Source organism: Streptomyces sp. P9-A2, from assembly GCF_036634175.1.
Classification (GTDB): domain Bacteria; phylum Actinomycetota; class Actinomycetes; order Streptomycetales; family Streptomycetaceae; genus Streptomyces; species Streptomyces pratens.
In genome coordinates this window covers 5,509,372-5,527,506 of sequence record NZ_JAZIFX010000001.1, presented here as the reverse complement: position 1 = coordinate 5,527,506, position 18,135 = coordinate 5,509,372, and the positions used below count along the sequence as shown (strand labels likewise).

The window sequence follows — 18,135 nt, the reverse complement described above, 5'->3', positions numbered from 1 at the left end:
GACGGGGTTTCCGGTGACCGGACGGGGTTTCCGGTCGGCCGGGCGAGGTTCCCCGGCCGCCCGACGGGGTTTCCGGCCGCCCGGCGGGGTTTCCGGCGGCCGGACGGGACTTCCGGGTTACTCCGAGGTTTCCTCGAGCGCGTGACCCACCAGGGACAGGAGGGTCTCGATGACCGAGATCCGACGCCGCGCATCCATGATCATGACAGGTATGCGGGAGGGGATGGTGAGCGCCTCCCGCACGTCGTCCGGCTCGAACAGCTCGGTCTCGTCGAAGTGGTTGACCGCGACGACGTACGGCAGCCCACAGCTCTCGAAGTAGTCGAGTGCCGGGAAGCAGTCCTTGAGCCGACGGGTGTCGGCCATGACGACCGCGCCGATCGCACCGCGCGCCAGGTCGTCCCACATGAACCAGAACCGCTGCTGACCGGGGGTGCCGAAGACGTAGAGCACCAGGTCGTCGTCGAGCGTGATCCGGCCGAAGTCCATCGCCACGGTGGTGGTGAGCTTGTCCGGCGTGGAGGTGAGGTCGTCGGTCCCCGCGCTCGCCTCGGTCATCAGCGCCTCGGTCTCCAGAGGCCTGATCTCCGAGACGGTCCTGACCAACGTGGTCTTGCCGACACCGAAACCGCCGGCCACCACTATCTTCGTGGCGATCGGGGCGCGGGTGCGGTCCGTCTGCCAGGGCAGCAACGGTTCGTCGCCCTCGTCGAGCGGAGTGACGCCTTGAACGGCCTCAGAGACGGCGGAGTCCACTCAGCACCCTTTCCAGCAACGCGCGGTCCGGGCGGCCCGTGCCATGGCCGGTTCCCGTTCCGTAGACACGGATCTTTCCCTGGTCCGCGAGATCGCTCAGGAGCACGCGGACCACGCCGAGCGGCATCTTCAGCAGCGCGGCGATCTCGGCCACCGTTCGCATACGGCGGCACAGTTCGACGATGGCCCGCAGCTCCGGCATCAACGTCGACTTCAGTGAGCCCTTCGGAAGCTCCTTGCGCTCCTCGGCGGCCTCCAGCTCGGCGGTGCTCGCCACGAAGGTCTCGACGAGGAGCACATGCCCGAAGCGGGTACGGCCGCCGGTGAACGAGTAGGGGCGGACCCTCGCGGGTTTGCGGTCGCCGCCACGTACCGGGAGGTTCTTCCTGGGCTTACCGCTCAACGGGGACTCCTGGTGGACTCGTTCTCCATGGCTGTGTTCTCCAGGTCTGTGTTCTCCATGGAGACGCGCAGTTCACTGCGGAGTTCGGGGGTCAGGACATGGCCGGCCCTGCCCACGAACAGCGCCATGTGGTACGCCACCACGCTCATGTCGACGTCCGCGGATCCGTGCACACCGAGCAGCGAGCCGTCACTGATCGACATCACGAACAGACTGCCCTCGTCCATCGCCACCATGGTGTGCCTGACCTGGCCGTAGTCCATCAGCTTGGCGGCGCCGACGGTGAGGCTGCAGATGCCCGAGACGACGGTGGCCAGATCGGCGGCGGAGCCGCGCGGGCCGGCGCGTTTCCCGGCCCGCGCTCCGGGCACCCCGGCGGTCCGGGCGCCCTCGCCCGAGTCCGCTCGGTTCTTCGCGTGGTCAGGGTCCGAGGAAAGCAACAGCAGGCCGTCGGAGGAGACCACCGCGACCGAGAGGATGCCGGGAACCTCCTCGACGAGGTTGGTCAGCAGCCAGTGCAGGTTGCGGGCTTCACTACTCAGTCCGAAGGTACTCGGCGCGGTCAACTCGTTGCCTCCTCGACGGTGCCCCCCGTGGCTTCTTCGGATGTGGCGGCGTCCGCGGTGGACGGCGATCGGTGCGGGCCCGCCTCCTGGGTGATCTCCACCTCGACGTCCCGGCGTCCGGCGTCCGCCCCCCGGCGGAAGCCGCCGAGACGGCGGCGCAGGGCTTCGGCGTCCACCGAGCCGCTGCGCTGCCGGGGTGTCTCGACGGGTGCGGTGATCTTCGGTGTGCGCTTGGGCAGGCCCTTGTCGGTGACCGGTTCCGGCTGTGCCGCCCGCTCTGCCTCCGGGCCGTCGGACACGCGCGTGTGCTCGGCTACGGGGGCCGGTGCGGAACCGCGCGCGGGTGCCGGTGCGGGTGCGGACCCGGTCGGCAGCACGGGCGCGGGCCCGGGCTCCGGCGTGGGCTCCGGCCGGGCGTCGGGAGCGGGAGCGGGCGCCGGGACGGCCGCGGCCTGCGGGTCGGCCGTGAGGTCGACGGCCACGGGGGCGTCGTCGACCGGGTGGCCGGGGTGGGCGGCCGGGGTGTCGGCGCCGGGGTCCGCTGCGGTCCCGGCAGGCCTGGAGGCCCCGGCGGACGGCCGTACGGGCTGCTCGTCGGCCGCCTGCGCGGGCGCCGGGATCAGCAGCTCCATGGTGATCTCGGCGGGCCGTTCGTGCGTCGCGTCCAGACCTTCGGCGGTGCCGTCGACGGTTCCGTCCGCGTCAGCCGTCACGGAGGCGGTCCCAGGGGCAGTCCCGGAGGGGGACCGGGAGGGCGTCGGCTCCGTCGCGTCGTCCGTCGCGGGCTCCGCGGACCGCTCCCCGGCAGACTCGTCCGCGTGCTCGTCCGCGGCAGATTCCTTGGCCTCGGCTTCCTTCGCCGCGGGCTGCTCCTGCCGTCGTACCGTCTGCTCCGCCAGGGCGACCAGCGGGTCGCCCTCCTCCGTGCGGCCGTGCAGGACGTTGGAGTTGGCCTCGGCGTCCGCGCCGGGCAGGGAGACACGGGGTGAGCCGTCGGCGGCGGGACCCGAGGCCGGTACGGCTCCCGGGGTGGCGGCGGCCAGCAGGGTCATGGGCAGGACCACGACCGCGGCGACACCGCCCTGCTTCTGCTCCCGCAGCTTCACCCGCACCCCGTGCCGCTGGGCGAGCCGGGCGACGACGTACAGGCCGAGCCCGAGGCCGTCCTCGCCCTCCTTCTCGTAGGGCGCCTCCGGGTCGAAGTCGGACAGGCGGGCGTTGAGCCGCTCCAGCCGCTCCCCGGTCATGCCGATGCCCTCGTCCTGCACGGAGAGCATGACCTCGCCGCTCTCCAGGAGCCAGCCGGAGACCTCGACGGGCAGGTCGGGCGGGCAGAACGAGGTCGCGTTCTCCATGAGTTCGGCGAGCAGATGGCTGATGTCGTCGGCGGCGAACCCGGCGATGTGCGCGTGCGGCGGCAGCGAGGCGATACGGACCCGCTCGTAGCGCTCGATCTCGCTGACCGCGGCCCGTACGACGTCGACGAGCGGCACCGGGCTCGCCGAGTGCTGGACATGTTCGGTACCGGCGAGGACGAGGAGGTTCTCGCTGTGCCGGCGCATCACCGTGGCGAAGTGGTCGAGCTTGAACAGGGTGGCCAGGCGGTCCGGGTCGTCCTCACGCTCCTCCAGGCCCTCGATGACGCCGAGTTGCCGTTCGACCAGGCCGAGGGTGCGCAGCGCCAGGCTGACGAAGGTGCCGCCGATGCTGCTGCGCAGCTGCTCCAGGTGGGCGGCTGACTCGGTGACCTGGGTACGCAGCTCCTCGCGGGCGTCGGCCATCCGCTGTCGCTGAGCGACGAGATGCTTGCGGTCGGCCTCCAGCGTGCTGATCCGCCCGGTGAGCTGTGCGGCGTGCGCGTGCAGGGCGTTGACGGAGCGGACCACCTGGGCGAACTCGTCGTTGCGCCCGGTGAACGCGACCGGTTCCTCACCGACCGGGTTCTCCGCACCGGCGAGCCGGGCGGAACCGCGGCGCAGCACGGACAGCGGACGGGTGAGGGTACGGGCCATGGCGGTGGCGACGCCGACCGCGAGCAGCATGAGGGCGCCGAGAAGGGCGACGCGGATCTCGAGCGCGGTGACGTCGTCGTCGCGCAGCTGGGCGAGGTCCTTGGTGCGCTGGTCGAAGAGGGCGGACTCGACTCCGCGCATCGCCTCCACGCGGGCGGTGAGCGCGGCCGCCAGTTTCTTGGAGCCGGTGGCGAGTTCCTCGTCGGAGAGGGTCGGCTCGTCGGTGAGGTTCTTGAGGTACTTCTCGGCGGCGTCCACCTCGGGGCCGGTGACCGTGGAGTCGTACGAGGCGCGGGCGGCCTTGGGCGCCGTCTCGCGAAAGTCGGCGAGCGCGGCGTCGGAGCGCACGCGGGCCTGGAGGGCGGCCGCGGTCAGCGCGTCGCGCCGCTCGGCGTCGGCGTCCGACGTGGAGGTGGCCGTGGTGGGCAGACCGGTGATGGGGTCGATCACGGTCTGGGTGGTGCTCGGCACGTTGAGGGCGGCGAGCAGCAGCCCGCGGGTGGCGGCGGCCTGCTGAACGGCGGTGTCCAGTTCGGCGAGCGCGTAGGAGCCGGAGCCGGCCCGGGGCGGGGTCTCCTCCGCGAGCTGCTCGGCGAGCCGGTGCAGCTGGGTGATGGCGGTGGAGTACGCCTGGTGCGCCTCGATCGCGCTGCTCTTGCCGGTGAGCGCGGCCCTGCGCAGGGCCGCGATGGCCTCGAGGTCGTCACGCATCACGGCCGAGGTGCCGGAGTCGGCGCGCAGCTCCTCGACCTGCCGGTCGACGCGGGTGCTGTGCTGCTCGGCGGGCGCCTTGGCCTTGGGGCGGCCGGCCGCGATGTAGGACGTCACATCGTCCCGCTCGTCGGCGAGCGAGTGCGCGAGGGCGAGGGCGTCCTGGGTCTGCTCGGCCCGGGTCACCAGGTTCTGGGAGTCGCTCAACTGCCCGGAGGCGGTGAGCAGGGAGGGCGCCCCGGCGCCGGCGATCGCCGCGGCCACGACCGCGACGGCCACGATGAGCCGGTTGCGCACATGCGTGGGGCGGCCCCGGCCGACGGCGGGCTTCTGCTCAGCGTCCCCCGCGGAGGGCGTCTGCTTGCCTGTGCGACGAGGCCGCGTCTTCTGCACCGGTGCTCGCATTCCTGACTCGTGTGCCCTTGGGTCGGGGTGACGTTCCGTCAACAGGTACCTACGCCCTGCCCGTGTCGAGGGCGTACGCCCTGGCGGACGGCCGGTCGCGCTCGGGCAGCGAGACGCCCCCGTCGCTCCCCGACCCTCCCAGTGCCCATGGGCACTGCACGCGCATCACTTGGCCCGCCACTCGAAGGAGTGAACATCGGAGGTGAGTTGGGGAGCAAGTCGCGCGACCTCCCGCCGCGGCCCCATCGTGACACGCCGGTTGGACGTCCGCGACGGCCGGTGGCAGGATTCGCCGCCGCGCGCTTGCGGAGCATTGCAATCCCACCCAAACGCGGCGCCTGACCTGCACGACTGCCGCTGTTCGGCGAGCGGTGGGGGCCTTTGGGGACCCTTGTGGAGGGGTCGTGCAGACTGGCCGGATGCGTACGGAACTTGTCTCGGAGCCCAGTGACGCGGCCCGCCCCAACGAGGACTTCGCGAGCGTCGGGCTTCCGGCCTCCGGGCAGGGCGGTTCACTGGTCCTGCTGGACGGAGTCACGCCACCACAGGACGGCGCGGGGTGCCGGCATTCGGTCCCCTGGTTCACCGCGCGCCTCGGCGGGGCGCTGGCCGAACTGACCGTTTCCCTCCAGGATGTCCCCCTGGCGGACCTGCTGTCCCGGGCCGTTTCCCGTACGGCCGAAGCACACGCGAAAACCTGTGACCTTTCTCACCCCCGTACGCCCCAGGCGACGGTGGTGCTGGCGCGCTGGTCACCGGAGTCGGTCGAGTACCTGGTCCTTTCCGACTCGGCCCTGCTCGTCGAGTCCCCCGGCGGCACGGTCACCGCACTGCTGGACGACCGGCTGGCCCGGCTGCCCCGCTCGGCGCTGGCCACGGACACGCTGGTGGACTCCACCCTGCGCAACAGGGAGGGCGGCTTCTTCACCGCGGCGGCCGATCCGTCGGTCGCGGTGCGCGCGGTCACGGGGACGCTGCCGCGCGCCGAGGTGCGCGCCCTGGCCGCGCTGACGGACGGGGCCACCCGCTGGGTGGAGAGGTTCCGCGAGGGCGACTGGGCGGACTGTCTCACCCTCGTCCGCAAGAAGGGGCCGCAGGCGCTGGTGGACCGCGTCCGGGCCCTGGAGCGGGCGGACACGGACCGGATGGTGCTCGGCCGGAGCAAGACACACGACGACGCGACGGTCGTGTACGTGGAGTTCTGAACCGTCGGCTCCCGCCGGACGGACGGCCGAGCGACCCGCGGGAACCGGATGACCCACGCGAGCGGGGGTGACCTGCCGGAACCGGACGACCCACGGGAACCAGGCGGCCCACGAGGGCTCCCGCTACTTCTCCATTCCCCGGTTCAGCTGGTGCAGCAGCCGCGCGAGTTCCGTGACCTCGTCGGGGTCCCAGGCAGCGAGGCCGCGGGCGTAGCGCTCGCGGCGGGCCTCGCGGACCCTGCCCATCCGGCTCCGGCCCTCCGGGGTGAGGGCGACCAGCCAGGCGCGGCCGTCGGCGGGATCCGGTTCACGGGTGACGAGCCCGAGTTCCTCCAGGGCGTGCAGCTGGCGCGACATCGTCGCCTTGCCGACGCCGATGAAGGCGGCGAGTTCGGTGGCCCGCTGCTTGCCGCACTCATCCAGACGGACGAGCAGCCCGTACGCGGACGGTTCCAGGTCGGGATGGACCGCGCGGGACATCTCTCCCTGACTGGCCCTGGCGCGGCGCAGCAGCACCGTCAACTCCCGTTCCAGGGCGAGAAACCCAGGCTGGTCCACACCGCTGTCGAGCGCCTGGGAGGAGGTGTCCTCGCCGCCGCCGTTTCCGCCTTCGTGCACGTCAGTCCCTGCCTCGGTTTCACCGGTCGTCCGTGTGTCCGCCAAGTGGCGACGCCGCTGGTGCTCCACAAGTATTTCGCAGGCATGGCCCGACAACGGCTTTCGGCCCCCGGCGCCTCGCCCGTGGCCTGTCCCGCGTCGCGGTCCGTGTGCGTCGCCCTCCTGTTTCCCGTGGGTTCCCCACCGAGCACCTCCGGAGATCCGTCATGCCCGTGCACAGATCCGGCTCCACCCGTCTTGGCGCGTTCACCACCGTCGCGGCGGTCCTGCTCGCGATCCTCTCCCTCCCCCGTGCGACCCCCGCGGCCGGGGCGGCCGGGGGTGCACTCGACGTCCCGCCGCGCGGCTCCGCCCACATGGGCATGGGCGTCGCCGCCCATGACGGCGTCGGCCGCGGCACACCCACCGGCCGCGCCACCCGCTCCGAGGGCGTCGACGTCTCCAGTCACCAGGGCGACGTGGCCTGGCCGACCCTGTGGAGCAGCGGGGTCAAGTGGGCCTATGTGAAGGCCACGGAGGGGACGTACTACAGCAACCGTTCCTAGTCAGTGAGCGGGAGTGGGTCCTGGACCCGTTCCCGCTCGCTGCGGACGCCCCGAACGGTGTTGGGTGTCCTGGTCGCCCGCGTTCGTTCCGCGTCCGGCGGCACGGATCGTGTCCGTGGTCCGGGAAGGCGGCGGCGGGGTCCCTCACGCCCGGGAGCATCCGGTCCGGCCTGGACGGTCCGATGCCCGCATCCATCACTCCGGTGGGTGCGGGGCGGTGCCGTCCGACGCCGGAGGGGATACCCCTGGGCGCGTCGTGCGATCGCGATGCTCGCGGCATCGTATCGGCTGGTTTTACGGTTCTTGCTGGTCAGGGGTTTCTGCCAGTGCTGGGCGCCCCACTTCGAGGTGTAGGCCGGATCCACGGCGACGACGGTGATCCCCGTCCGGTCGGCCATCGAAACCAGGCGGGCGCGGAGCCGGCCGGTGGGCAGACCGGAGACCAGATGCCGAAATCGCCTGTTGCGACCGTGTTTCTCGCGGGTCTTCTCCGCGGTGAAGTCCAGATCCTCCACCGCGATCGCCCGCACCCCGCAGCTGCGGGCCCAGTTGAGCAGCCGGGTCAGGGCGTGGCGGAGCTGGGCGTCGCGGTGGCCGGCGGTGCCGGACAGGTCGAAGCAGAAGCGGCGCGGGCTGCCGGTCGGGTTGCCGTGCACGTCCAGGCGCCAGGCGGCCAGGTGGTCGGCGTTGGTGTCCACCCCGATCACCCCGTGCGCGAGCGCCGCCGCCAGAGGCACCGCCGGGGATGCGGGGGTCTGCCAGGAGGCGGTCACATACCAGCGGGCCCGGGCCGGGTCGTGGTGGATGCGGTAGGCAATGGCCCGGTTCGCCGCCACCCGGTCCGCCCACTGCGGCCCGCGGTGCGCAAAGGCCGCCCGGCCGGTGAGCACGTACCGGCCGTGCGGGGCATTGGCCAGGCCTGCGAGCGGGGTGGGCAGCCGGATGCTCACCTGGCCGTCCGGCGCGATGCGGATCGTCTCGTTCCCGTAGCGTTTTCCGCTCTCCCCGTCCGCCCGCAGAAACCAGCGGGCCGCCTCCCAGCGTGCACGCCACTGGGCCTCGGTGAGCTGCGCGGCGGGCAGCTGGTGCCGCGTCCGGGCCAGGCGCCCGCCGCCGCGCACCACGCGCACCCGCCCGGCCGTCCAGTCGGCGCGTTCCCGCGCCAGCCGGTTCCTGTTCCGTGCGGCCGGCCCCGGTCCCGTACGGCGGCGGCCCCGGTCTCGTACGGCCCGACTCCGGTCCCGTACGGCGGCGGCCCGGGCCTCCCTCACGGGGTTCCCGGGCCGCCGCCCGTCCGGTGACGCCGTCACACCGCCACCGGAACCTCCGGCGCCGCGCCGTTCGTCGCGGGCGAGAGCGCCAGCTCCAGGACCTGGCGGACGTCGGTCACGGCGTGGACGTCGAGCCCGTCCAGCACGTGGGCGGGGACGTCGTCCAGGTCGGGCTCGTTGCGCTTGGGGATGATCACGGTGGTGATCCCCGCCCGGTGCGCCGCGAGCAGCTTCTGCTTCACCCCGCCGATCGGCAGCACCCGGCCGGTCAGCGAGACCTCACCGGTCATCGCCACGTCCGTACGGACCAGGCGGCCGGAGAGCAGCGAGGCCAGGGCGGTGGTCATCGTGACGCCGGCGCTCGGGCCGTCCTTGGGCACCGCGCCCGCCGGGAAGTGGATGTGCGCGCCCCGCTCCTTCAGGTCGCCGACCGGAAGCTCCAGTTCGGCGCCGTGGGACCGCAGGAAGCTCAGCGCGATCTGCGCCGACTCCTTCATCACGTCGCCCAGCTGACCGGTCAGGGTCAGTCCGGCGGCGCCCGTCTCCGGGTCGGCCAGGGACGCCTCCACATAGAGGACGTCACCGCCGGCGCCGGTCACCGCGAGCCCGGTGGCGACACCGGGGACGGCGGTGCGGCGCTCGGCCGGTTCCTGAGCGGACTCGGGCACGTGGTGGGGCCGTCCGATCAGAGCACGCAGATCACCGTCCCCGACGGTGAGGGGCAGTTCCCGCTCGCCCAGTTCGTGCTGGGCCGCGACCTTGCGCAGCAGCCGCGCGATGGACCGCTCCAGGGTGCGGACGCCCGCCTCGCGTGTGTACTCGCCGGCCAGTCTGCGCAGCGCGCCCTCCTCGAGGGTGACCTCGTCGGGGGCGAGCCCGGCGCGCTCCAGCTGGCGCGGGAGCAGGTGGTCGCGTGCGATGACGACCTTCTCGTCCTCGGTGTAGCCGTCCAGGCGGACGATCTCCATCCGGTCCGCCAGCGCCTCCGGGATGGCTTCCAGGACGTTGGCGGTGGCCAGGAAGACGACGTCCGAGAGGTCCAGCTCGACCTCCAGGTAGTGGTCGCGGAAGGTGTGGTTCTGCGCCGGGTCCAGCACTTCGAGGAGGGCGGCGGACGGGTCGCCCCGGAAGTCCGACCCCACCTTGTCGATCTCGTCGAGCAGCACCACCGGGTTCATCGACCCGGCCTCCTTGACGGCCCGCACGATCCGGCCGGGCAGCGCGCCGACGTACGTACGCCGGTGACCGCGGATCTCGGCCTCGTCGCGGACGCCGCCGAGGGCGACCCGGACGAACTTACGGCCCATCGCGTGGGCGACGGATTCTCCGAGGCTCGTCTTGCCGACGCCGGGCGGGCCGACGAGGGCGAGCACGGCTCCGCCGCGGCGGCCGCCGACGACCCCGAGCCCGCGCTCGGCACGCCGCTTGCGCACCGCCAGGTACTCGGTGATGCGCTCCTTCACGTCCGTCAGGCCCGAGTGCTCGGCGTCGAGCACGGCCCGGGCGCCCTGGATGTCGTACGCGTCCTCGGTGCGCTCGTTCCACGGCATCTCGAGCACCGTGTCGAGCCAGGTGCGGATCCACGAGCCCTCGGGCGACTGGTCGGAGGAGCGCTCCAGCTTGTCGACCTCCTTGAGCGCGGCCTCGCGCACCTTCTCCGGCAGGTCCGCGGCCTCGACGCGGCTCCGGTAGTCGTCGGATTCCTCGCCCTCCTGTTCACCGTTCAGCTCGCGCAGTTCCTTGCGTACGGCTTCCAGCTGGCGGCGCAGCAGGAACTCGCGCTGCTGTTTGTCGACACCGTCCTGGACGTCCTTGGCGATGGACTCAGCGACGTCCTGTTCGGCGAGGTGGTCGCGCAGCTGCTGGGTGGCGAGCTTCAGCCGGGCCACCGGGTCGGCGGTCTCCAGCAGGGCCAGCTTCTGTTCGGTGGACAGGAACGGTGAGTAACCGGAGTTGTCGGCGAGGGCGGAGACGTCGTCGATGGCCTGGACGCGGTCGACGACCTGCCATGCGCCGCGCTTGCGCAGCCAGGCGGTGGCGAGTGCCTTGTACTCGGTGACCAGTTCTGCCACCTGGCCGGGATAGGGGGCTCCCTTGTCCGAGCGAGGTGAAGAACTCGGGGCGGGCTCCGGCACGGTCTCGTCGATCCGGGTGCCCTCCACCCACAGCGCGGCACCCGGCCCGGTCGTCCCGGCGCCGATCCGCACCCGGTCCCGGCCCCGGATCAGGGCGCCCGGGTCGCCGTCGGCCAGCCTGCCGACCTGTTCGACCGTGCCCAGGACGCCGGTGGCGGCGTAGGTCCCGTCGATGCGTGGCACCAGCAGGACCCTGGGCTTTCCCGGCTCCGACGTGGCGGCGGCCTGGGCGGCCTCCACCGCGGCGCGCACCTCGGAATCGCTCAGGTCCAGCGGGACCACCATCCCGGGCAGCACGACCTCGTCGTCGAGCGGCAGCACGGGCAGGGCGAGCGGTGCGGACTCAGTAGCCATGATCTCCCCTTCGGCAGTCAAGTTGAGTTATACCGACTCAATGGTCCTGAGCCCTTGATTGTTCCCGGGCCGTGTGCGATCGCGTTCGCCCTCAGCGATCACCCGGCGGCATCCGGCGGCATCCGGTCCGGCGGCCGGGAAGCGAGGAGCACCTCATCGGACTCCCGGGGGCCGCCGAGCACCGCCCGGGACCGCCACCCCGGGACCGCCGGGCGCCGCCCGGAACGCCCCGGACCGACGGGGGCGCCCCGCCGCACGAGGAGTGCTGCCAGGATGAACGCATGTCCACCCCCTACGACATTCCCGAAGTCCTGGACCGCCGCGAGGGCCCGTACGGGGAGGTGGTGCTCCGCCGGCACGGCGGCCTGCTGCAGATCATCGCGAACGGCTGCTTCCTGATGGACACCTCCGACGGCCGCTCGGAGCGCCGACTGGTCGACGCCGCCCTGGGCGCGCTCGACGCCGCCGACACTCGTGCGGGGCGCGGTCCGCGACAGGACCCGCACGTCCTCATCGGCGGACTCGGCGTCGGCTTCTCCCTCGCGCACGCCGCCGCCGCACCCCGCTGGGGCCGCATCACGGTGGTGGAGCGCGAACCCGCCGTCATCGACTGGCACCGCGCGGGCCCCCTGGCCGAACTTTCCGCGCGTGCTCTCGCCGACCCCCGCGCGAAGATCGTCGAGGTCGATCTGGTGACGTACGTCCATAAGACGTCCGACACGTTCGACGCCCTGTGTCTCGACATCGACAACGGCCCCGACTGGACCGTCACCGAGGGCAATGACGGGCTCTACTCCCCCGCCGGACTCCGGGACTGCGCGAGGGTGTTGACCCCCGGCGGAGTACTCGCGGTGTGGTCCGCCCGACCGTCCACCGATTTTGAGGAAACCCTGCGGAATGCCGGGTTCCAACAGGTGCGTACCGAAGAGATCCCCGTTGCCCGGGGCGTTCCTGACGTCGTTCACCTCGGCGTCCGCCCTGGATAGCAAAGCCGCGGTGACTCCCCGTACGCTGCTGCACGGACGCGGATCATTCAAGCGTCAATCGCAGTCATGCGCAGAGACGGATTCACCCCACGGATTCCGGAAAGCACACTTCAGGGGCGGGCGATGGAGCAGACACACACCTCCCACAACGGCACGGCGGCGGCCACACCGGGCGCACAGCGCCGGGTCCTGGTGGTCGAGGACGACGCGACGATCGTGGACGCCATCGCGACCCGCCTTCGTGCCGAGGGATTCCTGGTGCAGACGGCGGGCGACGGTCCGTCCGCCGTCGACACGGCGGAGGCCTGGCAGCCCGACCTGCTGATCCTCGACATCATGCTGCCGGGCTTCGACGGCCTGGAGGTCTGCCGGCGCGTACAGGCCCAGCGGCCGGTGCCGGTGATGATGCTGACCGCGCGCGACGACGAGACCGACATGCTGGTCGGGCTGGGCGTCGGCGCCGACGACTACATGACCAAGCCGTTCTCCATGCGGGAACTCGCGGCACGCGTGCATGTGCTGCTGCGCCGCATGGAGCGGGCGGCCCTGGCGGCCTCCGCCCCGCGCAGCGGCATCCTGCGCCTGGGCGAACTGGAGATCGACCACGCTCAGCGCAGGGTGCGGGTACGCAGCGAGGACGTCCATCTGACGCCCACCGAGTTCGACCTCCTGGTGTGCCTGGCGAACACTCCCCGCGCGGTGCTCTCCCGGGAGCAGCTGCTCGCCGAGGTCTGGGACTGGGCGGACGCCTCCGGCACCCGGACCGTCGACAGCCACATCAAGGCGCTGCGCCGGAAGATCGGTGCCGAGCGCATCCGTACCGTGCACGGCGTGGGCTACGCCCTGGAGACGCCGACGCCATGAGCGACGGGCCGGCCGCACGGAGAGGCCCCGGGGACCCCGGCCCCTGGGGCGGCGTCCGCCCGTTCTCCATCAAGACCAAGCTGGGTGCGCTGGTCGTCATCTCGGTACTGATCACCACCGGGCTGTCGATGATCGCGGTGCAGACCAAGACGGAACTGCGCTTCATCACGGTCTTCTCGATGATCGCCACCCTGCTCATCACACAGTTCGTGGCACACTCCCTCACCGCGCCGCTGGACGACATGAACGCGGTGGCCCGGTCCATCTCGCACGGCGACTACACGCGCCGGGTGCGCGAGCACCGCCGGGACGAACTGGGCGACCTGGCCCAGACCATCAATGTCATGGCCGACGAGCTGGAGGCCCAGGACCAGCAGCGCAAGGAGCTGGTGGCCAACGTCTCGCACGAGCTGCGCACCCCCATCGCGGGTCTGCGCGCGGTGCTGGAGAACATCGTCGACGGCATCACCGAGGCCGACCCCGAGACCATGCGCACGGCGCTGAAGCAGACCGAGCGGCTGGGGCGTCTCGTGGAGACGCTCCTCGACCTGTCCCGCCTGGACAACGGGGTCGTCCCGCTGCGGCGGCAGCGGTTCGAGGTGTGGCCGTATCTGTCCGGCGTGCTCAAGGAGGCCAACATGGTCGCCTCCGCGCGCGCGGGCATGACCACCGGCTCCGGCGGCCATACACGCACGGACGTCCACCTGAGTCTCGACGTCAGGCCGCCGGAGCTCACCGCGTACGTCGACCCGGAGCGCATCCACCAGGTCGTCGCCAACCTCATCGACAACGCGGTCAAGCACAGCCCGCCGCACGGCCGGGTGACGGTCAAGGCACGGCCCGGCCCGCAGCCGGACTCGCTTCAGCTGGAGATCCTGGACGAGGGGCCCGGCATTCCGCGGACCGAGTGGCATCGCGTCTTCGAGCGGTTCAACCGCGGCAGCGTCAACCTGCCGCACGGTCCGGGCAGTGACGGGGGCACCGGCCTCGGCCTGGCGATCGCCCGCTGGGCCGTCGATCTCCACGGCGGACGGATCGGTGTGGCCGAATCCGAACGAGGATGCCGAATTCTTATCACTCTCCCGGGAGCCTCTCCCTCGGCAGGTTGACGTAAGGTGCCAAGCGGAGCCTCAAGATCCATCTGTATTCGCGCCGCGTTCGCGCCGATGGACACGTGTGATCAGGCTCGGATGCGAGCACAGGCCCGTGGAGCGAGTGCGCCGGGTCGCGGCCGACCCGTTCCCGATGCGCCCCGATCGTGCGGAACCACGTTTGTTTCCCGCCATTTCCTGCGCCGAAACACCCTCCGAGATGTGACTTGCGCGACGTTGAACGGGTCCGGCCTGACCTTCTCGGTCGGGGAGGCGTAGCCTTAATTTCCGCTGTCCATCATTTTGTGAAGCGGAAGAGGGCGGTTGACGCCGTGTCGCCACAGTCCCCCAGTAACTCGAGCATTTCGACCGACACCGATCACGCGGGCAAGAACCCTGCCGCGGCCTTCGGTGCCAACGAATGGCTCGTCGACGAGATCTACCAGCAGTACCTCCAGGACCCGAACTCGGTCGACCGGGCCTGGTGGGACTTCTTCGCCGACTACAAGCCGGGCGCCCCTCAGGCCTCGGCTCCGGTGAACAACGCGGCGCCGGGGACCGCCGGCACGACGACGACCGCGCCGGTCACTCCGGCCCGGCCCGCCGCCACGCCCGCGCCCGCTGCCCCGCAGCCCGCCGCCGCGCCGCCGGCTGCCGCCGCACCACCGGCTGCCCAGCCGGCCGCGAAGGCCCCGGCGCCCGCTCCGGCGAAGGCCGCTCCGGCCGCCGCCCAGCCGGCCGCCGCGAAGTCCCAGGCTCCCAAGGCGCAGCCCGCCGGCGGGGCCAAGCAGGGCACCGAGCAGGTGACGCTGCGCGGTCCGTCCGCGGCCGTCGCGAAGAACATGGACGCCTCCCTGGAGGTGCCCACGGCCACGTCCGTGCGCGCGCTCCCGGTGAAGCTGCTGTTCGACAACCGCATCGTCATCAACAACCACCTCAAGCGTGCCCGCGGCGGGAAGATCTCCTTCACGCACCTCATCGGTTACGCGATGGTCCAGGCCATCAAGGCGATGCCGTCGATGAACTGGCACTACGCGAAGGTGGACGGCAAGCCCACCCTGGTGAAGCCGGAGCACATCAAGTTCGGCCTCGCCATCGACCTGGTCAAGCCGAACGGCGACCGCCAGCTGGTCGTCGCGGGCATCGAGAAGGCCGAGACGCTGAACTTCTTCGAGTTCTGGCAGGCCTACGAGGACATCGTCCGTCGCGCCCGCGACAACAAGCTGACGATGGCCGACTTCACGGGCGTCACGGTCTCGCTGACCAACCCCGGCGGCCTCGGCACCGTCCACTCCGTGCCGCGCCTGATGCCGAACCAGTCGGTGATCCTGGGCGTCGGCTCCATGGACTACCCGGCGGAGTTCCAGGGCACCAGCCAGGACACCCTGAACAAGCTCGGCATCTCGAAGGTCATGACGCTCACGTCGACCTACGACCACCGGGTGATCCAGGGTGCCGCCTCCGGCGAGTTCCTGCGTGCCGTGGCGAACCTGCTGCTCGGCGAGAACGGCTTCTACGACGACATCTTCGAGGCGCTGCGCATCCCCTACGAGCCGGTCCGCTGGCTCAAGGACATCGACGCGTCCCACGACGACGACGTCACCAAGGCCGCCCGCGTCTTCGAGCTGATCCACTCCTACCGGGTCCGCGGCCACGTCATGGCCGACACCGACCCGCTGGAGTACCGCCAGCGCAAGCACCCCGACCTGGACATCACCGAGCACGGGCTCACCCTGTGGGACCTGGAGCGCGAGTTCGCGGTCGGCGGTTTCTCGGGCAAGACCCTGATGAAGCTGCGCGACATCCTCGGTGTGCTCCGCGACTCGTACTGCCGCACCACCGGCATCGAGTTCATGCACATCCAGGACCCGAAGCAGCGCAAGTGGATCCAGGACCGCGTGGAGCGCTCGCACTCCAACCTGGAGCGCGAGGAGCAGCTGCGCATCCTGCGCCGGCTGAACGCGGCGGAGGCCTTCGAGACCTTCCTGCAGACCAAGTACGTCGGCCAGAAGCGCTTCTCCCTGGAGGGCGGCGAGTCCGTCATCCCGCTGCTCGACGCCGTGCTGGACTCGGCCGCCGAGTCCCGTCTCGACGAGGTCGTCATCGGCATGGCCCACCGCGGCCGGCTGAACGTGCTGGCCAACGTCGTGGGCAAGTCGTACGCGCAGATCTTCCGCGAGTTCGAGGGCAACCTCGACCCGAAGTCGATGCACGGCTCCGGCGACGTGAAGTACCACCTGGGCGCCGAGGGCACCTTCACCGGTCTCGACGGCGAGCAGATCAAGGTCTCCCTGGTCGCCAACCCCTCCCACCTGGAGGCGGTGGACCCGGTCCTGGAGGGCGTCTCGCGCGCCAAGCAGGACATCATCAACAAGGGCGGCACGGACTTCACCGTCCTGCCGGTGGCGATCCACGGCGACGCGGCCTTCGCGGGCCAGGGCGTGGTGGCCGAGACCCTGAACATGTCGCAGCTGCGCGGCTACCGCACCGGCGGCACGGTCCACGTCGTCATCAACAACCAGGTCGGCTTCACCGCCGCGCCCGAGTCCTCGCGCTCGTCGATGTACGCGACGGACGTGGCCCGCATGATCGAGGCCCCGATCTTCCACGTGAACGGCGACGACCCGGAGGCCGTGGTCCGCGTCGCGCGGCTGGCCTTCGAGTTCCGCCAGGCGTTCAACAAGGACGTGGTGATCGACCTCATCTGCTACCGCCGCCGCGGTCACAACGAGTCGGACAACCCGGCGTTCACCCAGCCGCTGATGTACGACCTGATCGACAAGAAGCGCTCGGTGCGCAAGCTGTACACCGAGTCCCTCATCGGTCGCGGCGACATCACCCTGGAAGAGGCCGAACAGGCGCTGCAGGACTACCAGGGCCAGCTGGAGAAGGTCTTCACCGAGGTCCGCGAGGCGGCGTCGCAGCCGATGGCCGTCGAGCCCTCGGAGCCGCAGGCCCAGTTCCCGGTGGCCGTGAACACGGCGGTCACCTCGGAGGTCGTCAAGCGGATCGCCGAGTCGCAGGTCAACATCCCCGACCACGTCACCATCCACCCGCGTCTGCTGCCTCAGCTGCAGCGCCGGGCGGCGATGGTCGAGGACGGCACGATCGACTGGGGCATGGGCGAGACCCTCGCGGTCGGCTCGCTGCTCCTGGAGGGTGTGCCGGTCCGGCTGGCCGGCCAGGACTCGCAGCGCGGCACCTTCGGCCAGCGCCACGCGGTCGTCATCGACCGTGAGACGGGAGCCGAGTTCACGCCGCTGCTGTACCTGTCCGAGGACCAGGCGCGGTACAACGTCTACAACTCCCTGCTCTCCGAGTACGCGGCGATGGGCTTCGAGTACGGCTACTCGCTGGCCCGCCCCGACGCGCTGGTGATGTGGGAGGCGCAGTTCGGTGACTTCGTCAACGGCGCGCAGACGGTCGTGGACGAGTTCATCTCCTCGGCCGAGCAGAAGTGGGCCCAGACCTCCGGTGTGACCCTGCTCCTGCCGCACGGTTACGAGGGCCAGGGCCCGGACCACTCCTCGGCCCGCCCGGAGCGGTTCCTGCAGCTCTGCGCGCAGAACAACATGACGGTCGCGATGCCGACCTCGCCGTCGAACTACTTCCACCTCCTGCGGTGGCAGGTGCACAACCCGCACCACAAGCCGCTGGTCGTCTTCACCCCGAAGTCGATGCTGCGGCTGAAGGCCGCGGCCTCGAAGGCGGAGGAGTTCACCACGGGCCAGTTCCGCCCGGTCATCGGCGACGACTCGGTCGACCCGGCCGCGGTCAAGAAGGTCGTCTTCTGCACCGGCAAGGTCTACTACGACCTCGATGCCGAGCGGAAGAAGCGCGGCGTGACGGACACGGCGATCCTCCGCATCGAGCGCCTGTACCCGCTGCCGGGTACCGAGCTCCAGGCGGAGATCAAGAAGTACCCGAACGCCGAGAAGTACCTGTGGGCCCAGGAGGAGCCGGCGAACCAGGGTGCCTGGCCGTTCATCGCGCTCAACCTGATCGACCACCTCGACCTGGCGGTCGGCGCCGACGTCCCGCACGGCGAGCGTCTGCGCCGCATCTCGCGCCCGCACGGCTCGTCCCCGGCCGTCGGTTCCGCGAAGCGGCACCAGGCCGAGCAGGAGCAGCTGGTGCGTGAGGTGTTCGAAGCCTGACGGGCTTTCGAAGCCTGACGGGCTTCTGCCCGACGGGTCTTCACCCGACGTGCTTC

At 71.3% G+C, this 18,135-nt stretch carries 12 protein-coding genes and 1 pseudogene; 6 read left to right on the top strand and 7 right to left on the bottom strand.

Features of this window, described 5'->3' with window-relative positions; all coding sequences use genetic code 11:
• Positions 1-117: 117 nt before the first annotated feature.
• The 4 genes from V4Y04_RS25255 to V4Y04_RS25240 are packed head-to-tail and all read right to left on the bottom strand — an operon-like array spanning position 118 to position 4,841.
• Positions 118-756 carry a GTP-binding protein gene (locus tag V4Y04_RS25255; RefSeq protein WP_332430602.1) on the bottom strand — a complete coding sequence of 213 codons (639 nt, stop codon included), beginning with the start codon at positions 754-756 and terminating at the stop codon, positions 118-120.
• On the bottom strand, positions 737-1,159 hold the full coding sequence (locus V4Y04_RS25250) for a DUF742 domain-containing protein (RefSeq protein WP_332430601.1): 423 nt from the start codon (positions 1,157-1,159) through the stop codon (positions 737-739). The genes V4Y04_RS25255 and V4Y04_RS25250 overlap by 20 nt, the downstream gene beginning before the upstream one ends.
• A complete protein-coding gene (locus tag V4Y04_RS25245; protein WP_332430600.1) occupies positions 1,156-1,725 on the bottom strand; it encodes a roadblock/LC7 domain-containing protein in 570 nt (189 codons plus the stop codon). Before V4Y04_RS25245 ends, V4Y04_RS25250 begins: the two co-directional genes overlap by 4 nt.
• Positions 1,722-4,841 (bottom strand): sensor histidine kinase, encoded by a 3,120-nt coding sequence (locus V4Y04_RS25240; protein WP_332430599.1) that lies wholly within the window; start codon positions 4,839-4,841, stop codon positions 1,722-1,724. The genes V4Y04_RS25245 and V4Y04_RS25240 overlap by 4 nt, the downstream gene beginning before the upstream one ends.
• 431 nt (positions 4,842-5,272) lie before the next feature.
• Here V4Y04_RS25240 and V4Y04_RS25235 point away from each other — a divergent pair, with 431 nt between their 5' ends.
• A complete protein-coding gene (locus V4Y04_RS25235; protein ID WP_332430598.1) occupies positions 5,273-6,058 on the top strand; it encodes a protein phosphatase 2C domain-containing protein in 786 nt (261 codons plus the stop codon).
• A gap of 123 nt (positions 6,059-6,181) precedes the next feature.
• Here V4Y04_RS25235 and V4Y04_RS25230 read toward each other — a convergent pair whose 3' ends face one another.
• Positions 6,182-6,676: a MarR family winged helix-turn-helix transcriptional regulator gene (locus V4Y04_RS25230; RefSeq protein ID WP_332430597.1), complete on the bottom strand. Its 495-nt coding sequence runs from the start codon at positions 6,674-6,676 to the stop codon at positions 6,182-6,184.
• Between the two features lie 206 nt (positions 6,677-6,882).
• On the opposite strand from V4Y04_RS25230, the pseudogene V4Y04_RS25225 reads away from it, so the two are divergent.
• A pseudogene (locus V4Y04_RS25225) lies at positions 6,883-7,212 on the top strand (GH25 family lysozyme); the annotation flags it as partial.
• Between the two features lie 5 nt (positions 7,213-7,217).
• On the opposite strand, the gene V4Y04_RS25220 reads toward V4Y04_RS25225, so the two are convergent.
• The gene (locus V4Y04_RS25220; RefSeq protein WP_332430596.1) at positions 7,218-8,492 is read right to left on the bottom strand and encodes a transposase; all 1,275 of its coding nucleotides are present in this window, start codon (positions 8,490-8,492) and stop codon (positions 7,218-7,220) included.
• Positions 8,493-8,527: 35 nt separating this feature from the next.
• Positions 8,528-10,981, bottom strand: a complete 2,454-nt coding sequence (gene lon / locus V4Y04_RS25215) for an endopeptidase La (RefSeq protein WP_332430595.1) — start codon at positions 10,979-10,981, stop codon at positions 8,528-8,530.
• A 281-nt stretch (positions 10,982-11,262) separates the two neighbouring features.
• Here lon and V4Y04_RS25210 point away from each other — a divergent pair, with 281 nt between their 5' ends.
• The 4 genes from V4Y04_RS25210 to V4Y04_RS25195 all read left to right on the top strand — a co-directional run bounded on the left by V4Y04_RS25210 (position 11,263) and on the right by V4Y04_RS25195 (position 18,079).
• The gene (locus V4Y04_RS25210; RefSeq protein ID WP_332430594.1) at positions 11,263-11,967 is read left to right on the top strand and encodes a spermidine synthase; all 705 of its coding nucleotides are present in this window, start codon (positions 11,263-11,265) and stop codon (positions 11,965-11,967) included.
• Between the two features lie 123 nt (positions 11,968-12,090).
• Positions 12,091-12,831, top strand: a complete 741-nt coding sequence (locus V4Y04_RS25205) for a response regulator transcription factor (RefSeq protein WP_332430593.1) — start codon at positions 12,091-12,093, stop codon at positions 12,829-12,831.
• On the top strand, positions 12,828-13,940 hold the full coding sequence (locus tag V4Y04_RS25200; protein WP_332430592.1) for a sensor histidine kinase: 1,113 nt from the start codon (positions 12,828-12,830) through the stop codon (positions 13,938-13,940). Before V4Y04_RS25205 ends, V4Y04_RS25200 begins: the two co-directional genes overlap by 4 nt.
• A gap of 314 nt (positions 13,941-14,254) precedes the next feature.
• Positions 14,255-18,079, top strand: a complete 3,825-nt coding sequence (locus tag V4Y04_RS25195; protein ID WP_332430591.1) for a multifunctional oxoglutarate decarboxylase/oxoglutarate dehydrogenase thiamine pyrophosphate-binding subunit/dihydrolipoyllysine-residue succinyltransferase subunit — start codon at positions 14,255-14,257, stop codon at positions 18,077-18,079.
• Positions 18,080-18,135: the final 56 nt, after the last annotated feature.